The following is a 13,377-nucleotide window of genomic DNA, read 5'->3' on the forward strand; positions in this document are numbered from 1 at the left end:
CAATTTTGACAGAAAGGGAGTTGCAGATTACATGTTGTAGCTAACTCCACTGTTCAAAGCGATAATGACGTTAAAACTATTAATAAAAAGCCAAGTTAAATTAGTAACCTTTAGCATCTTAACAGTACTTTTTTCAATTTCCTCTTCTCTTTCATTTGCAGCTGAGAGTGGTAATAGCATTTTAGAAGAAGCCTATGAGATACGAAGTTCAAACCCTCAGAAATCGAAAGAGCTGTTTCAAAGCTTAGATAAATCAAGCTTAAGCGAAGATGATAAGGAGCTTTATGATTTTACTGCAGCTTATATGGAGCTTGTAGCTGGAGACCTATTGGGTGCCTCAGAAGCGTATCAACACATTGCAAACGGTGATTATTCGTTTCGCTATCAGTTTCAATCATACGCAGCGCTTGCTGCGCTCAATGCTGCAACCCAAAATTGGGCTGAGGCATTCTCTGCTATGGATTTTTTAACTGAGAATTTAGACAAGGTCACTGATCCCTTAGTTAAGGAACAAGCCCACAATGCGATAATTAACTTTTACAACTCTATTGACGAGAAAGAAACGGTGATTAGTTATGGAAACTCGTTGATTAACGGGCAACACTCTCCCCGATTCACATGCTTTTTACACATGCAGCTTATCGTTGCTTTAGTCTCTACACAGAATGATTCACTCTCTGAAGACAGTTTTACTAAGGCGCTAAACTACTGTGAAAATGCAGAAGAAAAGATAGCGCTTATTGCTATTTACACACACTACGCTACTTATCTGTACAACAAAAACGAAATTGAAGCTTCATTAGCGGTGTTAAATTCGCATCTAAACGAAGTTGAAAGTACTAAATATCCACCATTGTTAGAAGAGTATTACGCATTATTAAGCAAAATCTATTTTTTACGCGAAGAGTATGAGAAAGCACAAGAATACGCTTACAAAGTACTAGGCGAGGAAGAAGATACGGGTTATGCAGTCATCTCTGACATAGATGCTTATGAAGTCTTATATCAAATCGCAGAAAAACAGCAAAATTATGAAAAGGCGCTGCAGTTACATAAAGACTATGCAAAAGCGCGATCGCTTAATTTATCTAGTATGAGCAATAAAATGTTAAGCATTCATAAAGCACAACAAGATAGTTTAATAAAATCGAACAAAATTACTCTACTCGATGCGGAAAACTCCCTGTTAAAAGCCAAGGCACAGCTAGCGCAGGAGGAAAGCAATATACGCAGGCTTATTTATCTTGTGCTATTTATGGCGTTTTTAGTAATAGCTTTTTGGCTGTACAAAAAACGAAGCCATTACATTGCACTAAAAAAAATCTCGCAGAGAGATGGACTTACGGGTATAGCCAACCGCACATACTTTACGAAAATATCAGCTGAGCTTATAAATTATGCTGATCAGCATGCAAGGCCTGTTAGTCTAATTATTTTTGACTTAGATGATTTTAAAAAAATAAACGACACCTATGGACACCAGGTAGGCGATCAAGCGCTTCTGAGTGCGGTTAATGCTGCATTAAAAGGTTGCAGGCCAGATGACTACATCGGGCGCTTGGGTGGTGAAGAATTTGGCATTATTTTACCTAACTGTGATTTAGAACAAGCTATGACAGTTGCCCAGCGCTGCCGGAAACAAATAGAACTCACGAACCAATCAAGTTCACAACACTTCAAACTTACAGCAAGCTTTGGCGTAGCGAGCGCTCCTAAGGTCGCTTACGACTTTGAAGCTTTGTTTGAAAACGCAGATAAAGCACTTTACCAATCGAAAAACTCGGGCAAAAACCGAGTTAATATTTAGTCTGATTGTTTATCCTCAATTAATAGCACGACGGTGAGCAACACATTTCCCTCGCGTGTAATTAGGGTGGTAGTGAGTGGTCAAAATTAAGAAGAAGCCGCCCATAATTAACCTATTCGCAACAATTTAATTAACACTCTCAGCGCGTCGATAAAAGCACAAATTATTACGCTGAAATGCAAAACTAATTTTCATATGACCAATAGTTGACCTGCCAAACCAGATCCCCAAAATTTCGGTTGCAATATCTGTATTTTTATTGGAGTGAGCTCAAGGTGAAATTAGGTTAATAAGCGCTCATTCACACCACAATTTGAACAATTGGTTATGAAAGAAACTAGATCTGCTCACGTTTAAAACAATACCCGCAATACATAGCAAAACCCTACTATTTAATCAGAAATTAATTAAATGTTAACCACCTAAAGGGAGTGCGTTGTTTCATCGAAAAAAATTGATTTCGCTTGTTCCTGCTCATTAGAATGCGCGCCCTCTTAGACGTAAGTATAAATCCGAATACAAATCGACATGGTAAGGCTTGCCTACAATTTTGGGCCTTATTTAACAACAAGCATATACATTCTAATTCATTAGGAACAATCCATGAAAAACATTGCAACTGCTGTTCGGTTAGCATTGGCTGGTAGTGTCGCTCTGACATCTGGCAACGTAATAGCGCAAGATTCAACGACAGCTAGCGCTGATGTTGAAAAAATTCAAGTTACAGGTTCACGTATTTCTCGTCAGGGCGCAATCGCACCTTCGCCTGTTACCGCTATTTCTGGCGAGTCACTACTTAACTCTGGCGCGATGAACATTGGAGAGGTGCTTAACGAACTGCCTTCATTGGCGAATACGTTCTCGCTAGGTAACTCAAGTCAATTCATCGGTACTGCGGGTTTAAACATTTTAGACCTTCGCGGTATGGGCACCGACCGCACGCTTGTTTTGGTTGACGGTAAGCGCCACGTGTCTTCATCAGCGGGTACTGCTGCTGTCGATACCAACACTATTCCAACGTCATGGATTGAGCGCGTAGAAATCGTAACCGGCGGTGCATCTGCCGTATACGGTGCCGACGCTGTGACCGGTGTAGTTAACTTCATTCTTAAAAAGAATATTGAAGGGTTTGATATCAGCGCAACACAAGGCTTTGCGCAGGAAAACGGTTATAAAAATGATAAGTACCAAGCGTCTTATGGTTTTAACTTTGACAACGATCGCGGCAATATTGCTTTTGCCGCTGAATACAGCTCTCAAGAGTCACTAGATGCTTTAGACAACCCTTGGACTGCTACACCCTATCGCAACATGAGCTTTGAAAGCATCATGGGTTACGAGCGCAGTGAAGATCAGCTAGATTCAACGGCCTACCCAGATGATATTTACACTGCTAACGCGGGTTACTACGTAATAAACAATGCAGGTGTATTCGGCGATGGCACGAAAACCTTCAACGCCGACGGTTCAATTAAAGACATCTATATTGGTGACCAAGTAGATGGTGTTTTCTGCGCAAACTGTGACTCTTTCAACCTTCGCCAGTTCACACAGCTACAGCCAGAATTTGACCGTACTAACCTAAACGTTAAAGGTAACTACGAACTTAATGACGACACTACGGTATATGCGCAAGCTAAATACGCACGCACACGTGCTATTTCTATGGCGCAACCAGCGTTCTTTTTCTACAGCGACGAAACAACTATAACGCGCAACAATGCATTCTTGGATGACAGTGTTGCTGAGTACATGGACGCAAACGGTCTTGATAGCATTGTACTAAACCGCATGATGACCGATTTAGGTGTTCGTACGGAAGCTGATGAGCGTGAAACCTATCGCTACGTGTTAGGTGTAGAAGGCTATATCAATGATGAATGGAACTACGAAGCGTTTGTAAACTACGGTAAAACAGAGCTGGAGCGTGAAAACCGCAATAACCTGATTTTGCAAAACTTCTACAACGCAATAGATGCCGTCGAAGATGACAATGGTAACATTGTTTGTGCATCAGGTAGCGAAGATGGCTGTGTACCTCTAAATATTATGGGATACGGTCAAGCCTCACAAGCAGCTATCGACTATGTAAATACCACGTCTGTAGGTACTAGCAAAATTGAGCAGTACAACGCAGGTGCAACAATCGCAAATTCAGGTATCTACGAGCTGCCAGCAGGCTATGTAGGTTTCGCAGCAGGTGTTGAATACCGCAAAGAAAAAAGTGAAATTGATGAGCCAGACAACGCTGCAGGCACCTTCTTCAATGCGCTAGGCGAAGACAAGGGCGAATACGACGTCTCTGAGGTATTTACTGAAGTTACTATCCCGCTTCTTGAAGGTTTACCAGGCGTAGATATGCTTACGTTCGACACAGCGGCGCGCATTGCTAATTACTCATCTATTGGCAACGCGAAAAGCTGGAAGCTTGGTTTAGATTGGCAGGTTTTTGAAGACTTACGTGTTAGAGCAACTAAGTCATCTGCCCTTCGCGCACCGAACATTAGCGAGCTCTACGGTGAAGCCAGCCAGACGTTCTTCAATGTTGACGATCCATGCCGTACAGATAACCTAGAAAACCTAGCTAATGCCGACCAACGTATTGCTAACTGCGCAGCACTTGGCGTTCCGGCAGACTTCAACTCTGACTATGATGCGGCAACGTTGGAAGGCGTAAACGGTGGTAACATCGACCTTCAAGCAGAACAGTCTATCTCTAAAACCCTAGGTTTAGTTTATACCCCAGCTTGGTTTGAAGGCTTTACGGCGACAGTCGATTACTGGGAAATTGAACTTACTGACGCGATCACCAACATTGATGGTCAAACTATTCTGGACCGTTGCGTTGACTCTGAAACAGGCATCGATAATCCGTACTGTGGTCTTATCGACCGTGATTCAGAATCAGGCGAAATTACCCAAATTCGCAGCTACGCGCTAAACATTGCGGGTCAAGAAGCAAAAGGTGTAGATTTCGAATTAGGCTATGACTTTGATGCACTTGAAGGTGCGTTCCGTACAAGCCTAATTGCAACTTACCTTAAAGATCGTAAAGAGTTTCCATTCCAAGACAACCCAGAGCTATTTTATCAAAACGCTGGCACTGCTGGTGAGTCTGACTGGCAAGGTGTATTCACGGTTAACTACAGCCGTGGCGATTGGGAAGCAAGCTGGAAAACGCGCTATATTGAGCGCGCAAGCATTTACGACAATCAAGAGCTAGCACGTAACCCTAACCCAAGTAACCGTATGGAACTGCCTTCATACGCAGTAACTGATGTAACTGCGGGTTACAACTTTAAGAATGGTGTAAGCCTAACCGTGGGTATTGATAACCTGTTTAACCGTGCACTACCTACGGGTACAACCGGTACTGGCTCAACCGATGCTGCCTATGACAACATCGGTCGCTTTGGCTATGTAACCGTAGCGTACAAAATGTAATTTACGATTTAGTACGTAAACCAAAAACCGGCGTTTTTACGCCGGTTTTTTTATTTGAGCTTTTCTTACCTGAGATAAGTAGCAAAGTTTGGGCTCTTTTAAAACTTGTTATAGTGGTAGTTTCGGTGCCTACCTTTGCCCTTTAACCTACCCACTAAGACCTGTCGTTCTGTAAGGTCTTGATGTCTTTTATCAAGTACTGAACAGAGGCGGCATTTAAGCCATTGTATATTCCCCGAATATGTTTGTTTTTATCGATAAGTAACAGGCTTTCTGTATGCAAAAAATCTTTGTTCTTTTGAACATTACCTAAATCTTCACTGGCAAAATAAGCTTGTTTGGCAATAGTATTAATTTCGCCTTTATCACCGGTTAGCAAATACCACTGCTCGTTATTTATTTTGTTTTTACTAGCATAGGCTTGCAGTACTTCGATAGTATCTGTTGAAGGTCTTATCGAATGCTGAACTATTTTTACGTCATCATTTCCTTTAAACGTTTCTTGTACTCGTATAAGTTTCGAACGCACTGTAGGGCAAATACCTGGGCACGTGCTGAAGAAAAAACCCGCGACGTAAATTTTGTTATCGAGATCCTCGTTACTAATCATGTTACCGCTTTGGTCGGTAAAGCTAAAGGCTGGAATACTGTGAAAAGAGGTTAAGTCTACTTCACCCTCTGATAACCAATAAGGCGAAAACGAGGCATCTTGGTAGTATGGCAACTCTTCAACATTGGCGCTGTTGTTTTTTTCGGTCAATCCTTCGGGCTTTTCAGCATGGGAAAAACCGCTACAGACCAGCAGATTGCAGGCGATAGTAATCAATAGAAATTTCTTCATCTTCTAATCCAACACAGTTATTTGCTTTTCTTAAGCCGAATATTCGGCCATTTTTGTACTCAAAATTACTAAACAGCTTGCCGTTTTTTAGCCACGCTTGCTGTAGCCAGTTTGGCTGCCCTGACTTGAAATTAAAGAGTTTGAATATTTCGCCACTGCGATACCATTCCATAGCAACACCTTGAATTTTTCCTTTTTCAAAGTAACGCTTTGAACGTATATTGCCGTTAGCCCACCAGCTAGTTGCTTCCCCTTCCCGTTTCGCGTCGTTAAAAGTGGCGCTAAACGCAAGTGTGCCGTTTTTAAACCATTTCTTCGTTTCACCGTGACGTCGGCCGCTTTTAAACTGCTCACGAGCTGCAATAGCCCCGTTCGGGTATCGTGTGACAGCTTCTCCAGTAAAAGGCTTACCTTGAAATATACGAAGACCTTCGCGACTTATCGAAATGTCGCTATTAGACACAGGCTGCTTTTCGTTCCCATGAAAAAGGGGCTTTAAATACACAACCGCGCTTAATGCAAACATCCCTATGATTAAAGCGATTAAATACTTCATAAAACGCGCAGCTTAATTCACTGAGTTTGGCGTACCCTGAAAATCGCCTGGAAAAATAAGGTAATAATCGCCGTTTAGGTATTGTTCAGTTGAGACATGGTAATGGTACTCGCCTTCTTCATTTGACGGGTCGGTGAATTGAGTGATACCCACATGGCCGTTTGATGCATCGAGATCGGTGGGATAGTCGGAGCTTGAATAACAACGTCTACCGTAAATAAAGAAGCCGTCTGACATAATACCTACCAAGCTATCGTCGTCATAAGTAATGGCTTTAGGTTCAAGGTGATAATGATAGGTTTGTGGGCCGGTATGTGCACCGTTTCTATCAAAACCTTGAATTACGCCCAGTGAGACATCGCCGTTACCTTCAGAGTCATTAAAAATAGGCGCACCACTGGTAGCAATGCCTATTGCACCTAACGGAGTCGCAGAAGAAGAGTCAGCCAACTCAGGGTTTACCGGTACCGTAAGTTGAAACAAATTAACATAATCCTCGATATCTCCGGGTGAGCGCTGTTGATCGAATAAATCTGCGTCTTCAGGCGCTACGTAAAGGCCGCTTTCATTTCCTGAATCCCAATAGGAAGAAGTGTGGTTAGGCTTGCCATTCGCTTCAACGGTTACAGTACAGCCGTCTGAGGAAAGTACAGCAGTCACGTTTGGTGAGGCGTTAAATTCTAAGAAAATGGCGGGTAAGGTTGCTGCCGGATTATTGCAGGTACCGGCAGTGCTATCGGTGCCACTATTACCAGTGCTGCCTGAATCTACGCCGCTGTCTGTAGATGAGTCGGCATCGGCGGTTAAACTATTATCGTCTGTGCCCCCGCAAGCGGCGAGCGCTCCAACCATCGCCATTGTGATTAATGGACGCGCCAAAGAAATAGACTTTTTCATAACTGACTACCTCAGTAACCGTAATTTTTATTAATTTGTAACTGAACGATACTGAAAGTTTGTGCAGAGAATGTGCAGAAAGTGCACAAATAGTAATGAAAATAGCGCCAATAAAACTGCAATGGCACTACTTATCATTATTTGTAGCGCAGCGTTGATAACTATAAAGGTAAACACATTGTCAGAGTCACAAAGTGGTCGGCGTTGATCCATATTGTTCTCAATGAAATAGTAAAGAGATTGAATTACTTTAATGAAGTATTAAAGTCACTAAGTAGCCCTAATAAAGCAGGAACACTTGCCCATGAACGTATCTAATCGATTCAAAGTCTCTACCAGTATTCTTGCTATCGCCCTCGCGTTATCACCTTTTGCATTTTCTCAAGGTCACCCAAAAGGCCCGCATCCGGATGGTCCACCGCCTCCGCGCCCCGACACGCCTGAGACCTTAGCCATAAAAGCTCGAATGGGCGATACAGGTACGCTTATGGGTGATATTAGTGTTCCTGTTTCAACAGACGAATGCGAGAATGATGATCATATTACGTCGCTGATATGTCTCACCTCACTGCTAAAATCAACCTTATCTGAAGACGCGTTATCACACATACAAACCGAATATTCTGTGGAAGAGGCGAAAAACTGGAGTAATTTACCAGCCGGTGCTTTCCCCGAGCGCCCCGGTATCTTTCTGGGTGAACTTTCCATTGAGCAAAGGGGCATTGTTAAAGCGATTTTGAAAGAGGCCGCTAGTGAAACCATGGATGAAGGTTTTGACGAGATGGTGCAAACACTTAATGCCGATGACTACATTGGCACCATTAGCACCGACTATAAGGCGGCGTATTCGTCCTACAACGGTAAACTCGCTTTTTTAGGTGAGCCCACATTAGACGGACTTTGGGAACTATATTACGGCGGTCACCATTTCGCCTTTTCAAATACTTATAACAACGGAAAGCTTATCGGCGCTACGCCTTCCTTTCGGGGAATTGAGCCCTTCCCTTCTTTCGAAATGAACGGGCGTGAAAATAAACCGCTTTTGCAAGAACGCGATGCGTTTGCAAAATTGCTCACCTCACTCACCAGCAAACAGCAAGAACAAGCGACCTTAAAAGGGACTTACAGAGACATTATTGCAGGCCCGCAGTTCGATGATGCCATACCCAGTATCCAAGAAGGCTTAGCGGTGTCCTCTTTATCTAAGGAACAAGTCTCTTTGCTAAAAGAAGCCATTTATACCTATGTCGGTGATATCAATGAAACCGAAGCTATTAAGTACATGGAGAAATATGCAAATGAGTTTGATAGTACGGTTATTGGATTCTCTGGTACGACAGCGCTGAACTCTGAGGATGATTATGTGCGCGTTCACGGTCCTTCTCTTTGGATAGAATTCTCAATGCAATCTAATAAGTCTACAAATAAACCAGGTAACCACCCTCACTCGGTTTGGCGTGACAGACAAACCGATTATGGTGGGCAAGACCAGTGATAACCTCAAAAACATCGAAGGGCTTTCACTTATTTTTGCGCGCTTTATTATGCTGTTTAACCGCGCTCACATGCTCCGTAAATGCCCATTCATTACCGGGCAGTGAATTGGTATTCAAGGATGTAGATCCGAAAGCGGCATTATCTTTAAGCTTTCCTTTAGAAGAGTTTATAATTGCAGCGCCAGAACTAGACTTCATAGAGCGTGCTTCCAATCTCGGCGATTTAACAAGTGTAGAGAAGTCACAATTAAATCAGTATTTCAGCCAGCATATTCAACTTAAACCCGTCAATGATCAGTCAAAACACGCATTCTTATCGCCCTCATTGTACTCCCTTACAGTTACTGAAGCATTTAATGAGCATGTAGGAAACTATAAACGGGTTAAAGTGCAATTTTCATTAGATACCGGAAGACTACAGCGTGATTTGTTCCCGCTAGCCCTGCGCTATGACGCGATTATGCATGAGATAAGAAGCCACAGGGTAGCGGTATTTTTTGAGAGTGCGCAAAGCGGTAAAACGAAACTTACAGACTTTGTTTACAGCGAAGTTAATGGTAATCCTACCGTGCATGTCCTCTCCCCGGCTAGTTGAACGAAAGCACTTAGTGGTTACTTATTTGACTGTAGCATATCAGACAACGGCATCAGCTTTACCTCTGCACAGAACAGCGGAGATTCACTACTCACCCACCCTGCGCAGGTAAGATGGCAGGGATCTGTATCAACAGGCGTAACCAATATATTTAGACAGTCGTTGCTTTTAAGTTGTGCTAACTGCTGGTTGTCGATGCACATGTTTTGCGAAACATAGATCATAGGGTTTTGTATTAAGTCGTAATCAAGGGCCTGCGCCCTTTCTAACATCGCCGATGACATCAAAGAAAGCGGGTAAAATTTGGGGAAATGGACCTTATTCGCAAACTCATCTACATACTGTGCTTGGTCAGCGAAAGCGCTTAATAAATAATTTTTAACGTTGCCAACAATCATCCACTTTCGTTTTAAAAAAACGCCTTCATCTAACAGCGTTCGGTCAGCCTTCTTTGAAACTTGGTCTTTGCTATATTTCAATAACGAGGAAGTAATCGACTGGTAGTCGGACTGACGATAAAAGCCCATTAAACAAGTTTTGCCCGAGGCTTTTAAAATTAAACGCTGCGATTCTTGATCACCCTTTTCCGTTTGAGCAACACGGGCGCGTTTTAATACTAGATTGAGGTCGTCTCCCACTTTCGCTGGGTTAACGAAAGTAAACTCGTAAACTGAATATTGTCTTTGCTCGATGGCAGGGGCACTTTGATTAATTTGAGTTTCTACATAAAGGCCAAGTTGAAACCCCAGCGCTATGGTGCCTTGAAAGGGGTTACCCGAAATGCACTGCCAACGCATAGGGTCGTGAAATAAATTGAAATCGTCCGTGGCATTTCGAGCGATGTCTATGTGTAATTGGGTAAGCTTATGCAATTGCTTTCCTTAAAAGAGGAACATCAACTGATTCTTTAGTAATTAGACACAAACCTCGTGTATTTAAAATCATTGAAATTAAGTGGATATCGACGACTTCACGCCGTAATCTACATTCCAGTATAAAGCACGCTAGCGATAGCAACTAGTTTTCTACTTCCAATTTCATGCGGATTATTACAAGTCCGCTAAAAAGCATTACTTTATCGCTATATATACATCAATGTGATTGCCGTTTACATAGTGCTCGAAATCTACCGTGAACGTCCTTTCATACTTCGCGTTTTCTTGGGTAAAGTATTTCCAAACATCGGTCCATGCATCAATAGCGATTTGCGGCATTTCTCCTTGCTTCGTGAAAACAAAATACTTCCCCGGTGGAATAGTGATGTTTTCGACTTCTATATTTTCTGGCTCTTTCTCACCATCATAGCCTGCTAACACTGAAAAATTGCCAGCATGATCACTTTCATAGTTAAAGTACACCCCATACACGCGCTCACCGCCCACATAATCCACAGGTATGGTGTTGTCAAAGCGTTGCCATAGTGCGGGAATTTTTCCGTCTTGAGAAAACTCAGCTTCGTTATTCGTTACCACCGAAAAACCGCTTATGTATAATGGAGCAGAAAGGTGTCTTATTTCCATATCAATATTCCTTCATAATTTGCTTAGGTAATACAATGATGTTACTTGCATAATAAACGTATATTACGCCACTACTTTGCATTGTCGAAAATAAACAACTCGTTCATCACGCGGAAAGTGAAATAAGTTGTTTTTCAAGAAGATATAAACGCCTTGGTAAAACTGTAGTTTAAGCTGTTATAAAACCTAGTTTTTCGAATTTTCCCGCTTATCAACGAGCATTTCGCCTTCAGAACAAATATAATCCTGTTTTAACTCTTTGAAACTGCAATACATTGTGAATCGACGTTTTTTACTTGCCATACTCGCAGTGCTTTTGGCCATGATAACGATCCAATCGGGAGCATCATTTGCCAAACAACTCTTTCCTATCGTGGGGCCTGAAGGTACAAGCGCCCTGCGCGCATTCTTCGCAGCCTTGGTGTTAACAGTAATTTTCAAACCTTGGAAAGCAAACTTAAGTGCAAGAGGATGGCGAAACGTCATTATTTATGGCGCCTGTTTGGGGGCAATGAATATCATCTTCTACCTTGCCATTGCGCGTATTCCTTTAGGTATAGGCGTTGCGCTTGAATTCACAGGACCATTGGCGGTGGCCTTTTTTAGCGCAAGAAAAAAACGTGATTTTGCGTGGGCCATTTTGGCCGTTGTTGGCGTTTGTTTACTGCTACCGGATATTTTCGGTGCATCAGCAGAAAGCCTAGATCCTATCGGCGTAATGCTAGCGCTAACCGCAGGAGCTTTTTGGGCCGGCTACATTGTGTTTGGTAATAAAACAGGCAATGAAGGTTCAGGCGGCGTTACGGTTACCTTAGGTATGCTAGTAGCCGCCATTTGTGTGGTACCCATTGGTATAGCGAGTCAAGGTAGTGCTTTGCTATCTTCAGAGGCGGTCCTCATAGGCTGCGCCGTAGGAATTTTTTCATCCGCTATTCCCTACACCTTAGAAATGAGTGCAATGCGCAATATGCCCAAGCAAACTTTCAGCATAATGATGAGTGTAGAGCCTGCTGTTGCAGCGGTAGCAGCGTTTGTCATTATTGATGAAACCCTTACACTGACTCAGTGGCTTGCAGTAGCTTTAGTGGTCATAGCTACCGCTGGAAGTTCTGCTACTCAAAAACAAGTGCCCAAACAAAAGCAGCTTGAAACGCTTTCTTAGGGTTTCAAGCTTTGTTTATTAGCTCTTTTTACCATAGTTACCTGTACCTTACCTGGCTTTGTTTTTACCTTTCGCCTTTCCGCTGTATTGCTTTATGAACTAAGCGGCTATTTTCACCGTTTAACACTGTGTAAGTAGTAAAACTAACGCAACAGGGAATGATGATGAAGCACTACGCGGTAAATACAGAAGTTGAATGGGAATGGGGTAATGGCAGTGCCACAGGCAATATAAGAGAGAAATTCACTAGCGATGTTGAACGCACTATTAAAGGTTCATCGGTAAAGCGTGAAGCGAGCGATAGTGACCCAGCCTATCTTATTGAACAAGACGACGGCAGTAAGGTTTTAAAATCTCACAGCGAAATCAAAAAGTCGTCTTAACTTACTTTTCAATCTACTTTGAAAAAGATACAGCTTTCTTTTTTCACTGACAGTGATGTGGTCAACATTGCTAGGTCACTTGTTGGCAATTTTCTTTTTAGTCGTGTCGGTGATTCACTTACCGGAGGAATGATTACAGAAACTGAAGCTTATTGCGGTGAACGGGATCTCGCCATGCAAAAGCACTTATTGCGCCGGCCTTCATCTATAGCAACGCTAGAACAAAGGGGCGGCATCGCTTACATCTACACGGTTTACGGTTACCACAGCATGTTCAATATTGTCACTAACGAGGTGGGCTATACTGATTCTGTGCTTATCCGAGCAATCAGTCCTACCGTGGGCTTAGATATAATGCAGGAAAGACGAGGGCCAAACGTTGCCGTGCGTAGCTTATGTTCTGGCCCAGCGAAGCTTTCACAAGCTTTAGCGTTAACACCAGCGCTAAATGGCGAACCCGTGGTAAACAACAATACTATCTGGTTTGAGAGCAACGCCGAATTTAACGCCGCCAAAAGTATTACCAGCGCACCCCGCATAGGCATAGATTACGCCAGAGAAGATAAAAACGAAGATAGAAAAGACGATAAAAGCGAAGCGCATGCCACACGGGATGATACAAGCCTACCTTGGCGCTTCACACTGAAATCGGGTGTATGAACAGGCTTAATACCGC

At 42.8% G+C, this 13,377-nt stretch carries 12 protein-coding genes; 7 read left to right on the plus strand and 5 right to left on the minus strand.

Annotation, left to right across the window (positions count from 1 at the left end; all coding sequences use genetic code 11):
- The first annotated feature begins 64 nt into the window (after positions 1-64).
- Together ACXAGK_RS15650 and ACXAGK_RS15655 are read left to right on the plus strand one after the other, a co-directional pair.
- Entirely contained in the window at positions 65-1,807 is a 1,743-nt protein-coding gene (locus ACXAGK_RS15650) for a GGDEF domain-containing protein (RefSeq protein WP_474856935.1), read from the plus strand.
- A 603-nt stretch (positions 1,808-2,410) separates the two neighbouring features.
- On the plus strand, positions 2,411-5,251 hold the full coding sequence (locus tag ACXAGK_RS15655) for a TonB-dependent receptor domain-containing protein (RefSeq protein ID WP_474806291.1): 2,841 nt from the start codon (positions 2,411-2,413) through the stop codon (positions 5,249-5,251).
- A 154-nt stretch (positions 5,252-5,405) separates the two neighbouring features.
- Here the strand turns inward: ACXAGK_RS15655 and ACXAGK_RS15660 are convergent, their stop codons facing one another.
- From ACXAGK_RS15660 to ACXAGK_RS15670, 3 genes are read right to left on the minus strand one after another with little or no spacing between them, the layout of a single operon-like run.
- Positions 5,406-6,092 carry an SCO family protein gene (locus ACXAGK_RS15660; protein ID WP_474856936.1) on the minus strand — a complete coding sequence of 229 codons (687 nt, stop codon included), beginning with the start codon at positions 6,090-6,092 and terminating at the stop codon, positions 5,406-5,408.
- The gene (locus ACXAGK_RS15665; protein WP_474856937.1) at positions 6,043-6,648 is read right to left on the minus strand and encodes a toxin-antitoxin system YwqK family antitoxin; all 606 of its coding nucleotides are present in this window, start codon (positions 6,646-6,648) and stop codon (positions 6,043-6,045) included. The genes ACXAGK_RS15660 and ACXAGK_RS15665 overlap by 50 nt, the downstream gene beginning before the upstream one ends.
- Positions 6,649-6,660: 12 nt before the next feature.
- Complete coding sequence (locus tag ACXAGK_RS15670; RefSeq protein ID WP_474856938.1) at positions 6,661-7,545, minus strand: YHYH protein; 885 nt, start codon at positions 7,543-7,545, stop codon at positions 6,661-6,663.
- A gap of 304 nt (positions 7,546-7,849) precedes the next feature.
- Here ACXAGK_RS15670 and ACXAGK_RS15675 point away from each other — a divergent pair, with 304 nt between their 5' ends.
- Both ACXAGK_RS15675 and ACXAGK_RS15680 read left to right on the plus strand, forming a co-directional pair.
- Positions 7,850-9,040, plus strand: coding sequence for a DUF3500 domain-containing protein (locus ACXAGK_RS15675; RefSeq protein ID WP_474856939.1), 1,191 nt, complete (start codon positions 7,850-7,852; stop codon positions 9,038-9,040).
- 107 nt (positions 9,041-9,147) lie between these two features.
- Entirely contained in the window at positions 9,148-9,636 is a 489-nt protein-coding gene (locus ACXAGK_RS15680; protein WP_474856940.1) for a hypothetical protein, read from the plus strand.
- 17 nt (positions 9,637-9,653) lie between these two features.
- On the opposite strand, the gene ACXAGK_RS15685 is transcribed toward ACXAGK_RS15680, so the two are convergent.
- Positions 9,654-10,508: a hypothetical protein gene (locus tag ACXAGK_RS15685; protein ID WP_474856941.1), complete on the minus strand. Its 855-nt coding sequence runs from the start codon at positions 10,506-10,508 to the stop codon at positions 9,654-9,656.
- A gap of 198 nt (positions 10,509-10,706) precedes the next feature.
- Entirely contained in the window at positions 10,707-11,156 is a 450-nt protein-coding gene (locus ACXAGK_RS15690; RefSeq protein WP_474856942.1) for a GyrI-like domain-containing protein, read from the minus strand.
- Between the two features lie 277 nt (positions 11,157-11,433).
- On the opposite strand from ACXAGK_RS15690, the gene ACXAGK_RS15695 reads away from it, so the two are divergent.
- The 3 genes from ACXAGK_RS15695 to ACXAGK_RS15705 all read left to right on the plus strand — a co-directional run bounded on the left by ACXAGK_RS15695 (position 11,434) and on the right by ACXAGK_RS15705 (position 13,361).
- Positions 11,434-12,318 carry an EamA family transporter gene (locus ACXAGK_RS15695; RefSeq protein ID WP_474856943.1) on the plus strand — a complete coding sequence of 295 codons (885 nt, stop codon included), beginning with the start codon at positions 11,434-11,436 and terminating at the stop codon, positions 12,316-12,318.
- A 164-nt stretch (positions 12,319-12,482) separates the two neighbouring features.
- The gene (locus ACXAGK_RS15700; protein WP_474856944.1) at positions 12,483-12,701 is read left to right on the plus strand and encodes a hypervirulence associated TUDOR domain-containing protein; all 219 of its coding nucleotides are present in this window, start codon (positions 12,483-12,485) and stop codon (positions 12,699-12,701) included.
- Between the two features lie 18 nt (positions 12,702-12,719).
- A complete protein-coding gene (locus tag ACXAGK_RS15705; protein ID WP_474856945.1) occupies positions 12,720-13,361 on the plus strand; it encodes a DNA-3-methyladenine glycosylase in 642 nt (213 codons plus the stop codon).
- The last annotated feature ends 16 nt before the right edge of the window (positions 13,362-13,377 follow it).

The organism is Alteromonas sp. ABM1_013 (assembly GCF_056160505.1).